Origin of the sequence: Pectobacterium hainanensis, from assembly GCF_046237015.1 — a bacterium.
In the GTDB taxonomy this organism is placed as follows: Bacteria; Pseudomonadota; Gammaproteobacteria; order Enterobacterales; family Enterobacteriaceae; genus JBJYIN01.
Map to the genome: position 1 here is coordinate 1 of NZ_JBJYIN010000036.1, position 2,139 is coordinate 2,139.

Below are 2,139 nucleotides of genomic sequence, written 5' to 3' on the forward strand. Positions count from 1 at the left end.
ATTTGAAAACCAGAACCTCGCTTAGGGCTGTGTCCACATTACGTGGGTAGGATCACATTTTCTGCATCAGGCATCGCTCAGTCCGGTTGGTGATTTGTGATGTTTGGCGATTGATCAAATCGCACAATCCGGGCTGAGTTCCCTTCAAGTGACCTACTATTTGGCGCAGCTATTTAGCTGGTGGACAACGCGCTGGATGAAATTACCCCCAAAACTAAAAGGCATTCTCAATCATAGCAGACAGTACCTGTTGAATAACGAGATGCTGCGCGAAAGCATACGAGCCCGACGGCATATTCTTGTACGTCAGGCGCTACGCAAATATAAGTACCCGCCAGATAGAGCACCATATGCAGTTGAACTGATACTGAAACAGGCTGAAATTGTTTCAAATAACTAAACGGTTTGAAGTCAATAATGAAAGGAAATGATGAATTTCCCTTTTCTAGCTAAATAACTTCTCGCATTAATGTTCCACTTATCATTGCTCGGAGCCAGAGCTGGCGGGATGTTATCTCTCACAAGTGTAGCGCTATTATGAGAAACTATTTAGCTATGCCATCAATATTCAGCAATCTTCTCGTAAGCAGCTTCAGGAGTTAGGGTTCTTGGACCAGGGGAAAGGTAACTATTTCCTACCTGTCACGATTGAACCTCATTTACTTACTGAGTGCTGGCAGGATTATGGTGAATTTCCTGTGGAACATGAAGTGTTTTCTCCGCTTCGAGCAGCTCTTGAGACATTATTGCACTCTACTGAAGTTATGGATGCTATTTTTTCTTCTGAGAGGAAAACCTCAACAGATGAATTAGTCGGCTAAATCGATATCCACTTTAGTTTGGCCTTTCTCGTATAAGAAAGGCCAATGCTGTAGAAATAAATTAGCTTAGACTGCAACCAAAATTACGATTGCCCTCACCAAAAATCTTACTTTTAACTTTCGTGAGATAGTCAATCCGATTCAGTAAATCACCGGGATAAATATCATTAAGAATATCATCACGATTCAGGATATATTTACCATTAGCAGGATACTGCACCAGGTGCAGCCCTTCCTCATGAGTCAAAGTTAACGCACTGCACCATGCAGAGGTGATCATGGTTCTTAGCGTGTCGTCATCCATATTAAAATCTCCCAGATGGTAGTATGCGTCCTTGTTCAGAAACAGGAATACGTGAAAATGACGTTTCCCATTCTGAGTAAATTCTCGTACCCACGCATAACGGAGCGTATTAGGATGTACCCGTTTACCCTCTTTAAGTTTGCGCTGTTCATCTGCTGCCAGTTTGGCTTTTAGGGAATTAGTAAATCTTGATATAGCACCTGAATCAGTATTAGCGAAACAGGAAATGGTGTCACCATTGTCAAAAATAACTGGATCATGAAGATCAATCCGTAACACCAATGTTCTAGGGTGTTCTTTAACGGCATTATTAATAACGCCGACGATCTTATTTTTGTATGATGTAACATGGCTCCCATATTCACTATGGTAGATATTCATAATGATTTTCTCCTCAATGGATAGCAGTCATCACATTACTGGATATGGCTTATTAGTGTGATAGATCCACATATACTCTTAACGAGATAATATATAATAACTATCCGACATTCTATTTCAGGAAAAGAATAGCCACAGCCTGCTACGACTGCTTTAAATGAACTCTATAATTAATTACGACAGCACTATTAATAAAACATTTTTATTAATCTTTGGGAAGGTTTACAACATAATGTCATCGATAGGCTTTATAAAAAGAGTTTTCCCTCTTTTCTCTGTGTATATTCTATTTTTCGAGCAAAGGGTACTAAGCAGTTCATTTACTTTACTTCGATTCCTGAATCGGTTCGGACCATATTGCAGAATAGTTGTTTTCCTTATGTATGGAACAAAACATTTGACACAATAGTCCTTTATCCACCAGTAAAGCTCATCGGCATCTGAACCCAGTAAAGTCAGTTCCTGAGGTTTAGAAAATAATCTCACATATTCTTCTAAAAACCATAAAGTTATCTTCACAGCAGCGTTCGTTGCGGCAAGAGAAATATTATCTTTATCACCATTGAAATAGTGTATTAGTGATCTTACCCAGCATTAGTGGACACGCGACTAAGTGAGTAAACTCTCTACCAG

Annotated in this window: 2 protein-coding genes and 2 pseudogenes; 2 read left to right on the forward strand and 2 right to left on the reverse strand. The window is 39.6% G+C overall.

Annotation, left to right across the window (positions count from 1 at the left end):
• Positions 1 to 265 precede the first annotated feature (265 nt).
• Positions 266 to 400: pseudogene (locus ACKPVM_RS20375) on the forward strand (type I restriction enzyme endonuclease domain-containing protein); the annotation flags it as partial.
• A gap of 208 nt (positions 401 to 608) precedes the next feature.
• Complete coding sequence (locus ACKPVM_RS20380) at positions 609 to 821, forward strand: hypothetical protein (RefSeq protein WP_409311571.1); 213 nt, start codon at positions 609 to 611, stop codon at positions 819 to 821.
• A gap of 61 nt (positions 822 to 882) precedes the next feature.
• Here the strand turns inward: ACKPVM_RS20380 and ACKPVM_RS20385 are convergent, their stop codons facing one another.
• Positions 883 to 1,506 carry an inovirus Gp2 family protein gene (locus ACKPVM_RS20385; RefSeq protein WP_409311572.1) on the reverse strand — a complete coding sequence of 208 codons (624 nt, stop codon included), beginning with the start codon at positions 1,504 to 1,506 and terminating at the stop codon, positions 883 to 885.
• A 222-nt stretch (positions 1,507 to 1,728) separates the two neighbouring features.
• Positions 1,729 to 2,094, reverse strand: a pseudogene (locus ACKPVM_RS20390) (YfjI family protein); the annotation flags it as partial.
• Between the last annotated feature and the right edge of the window lie 45 nt (positions 2,095 to 2,139).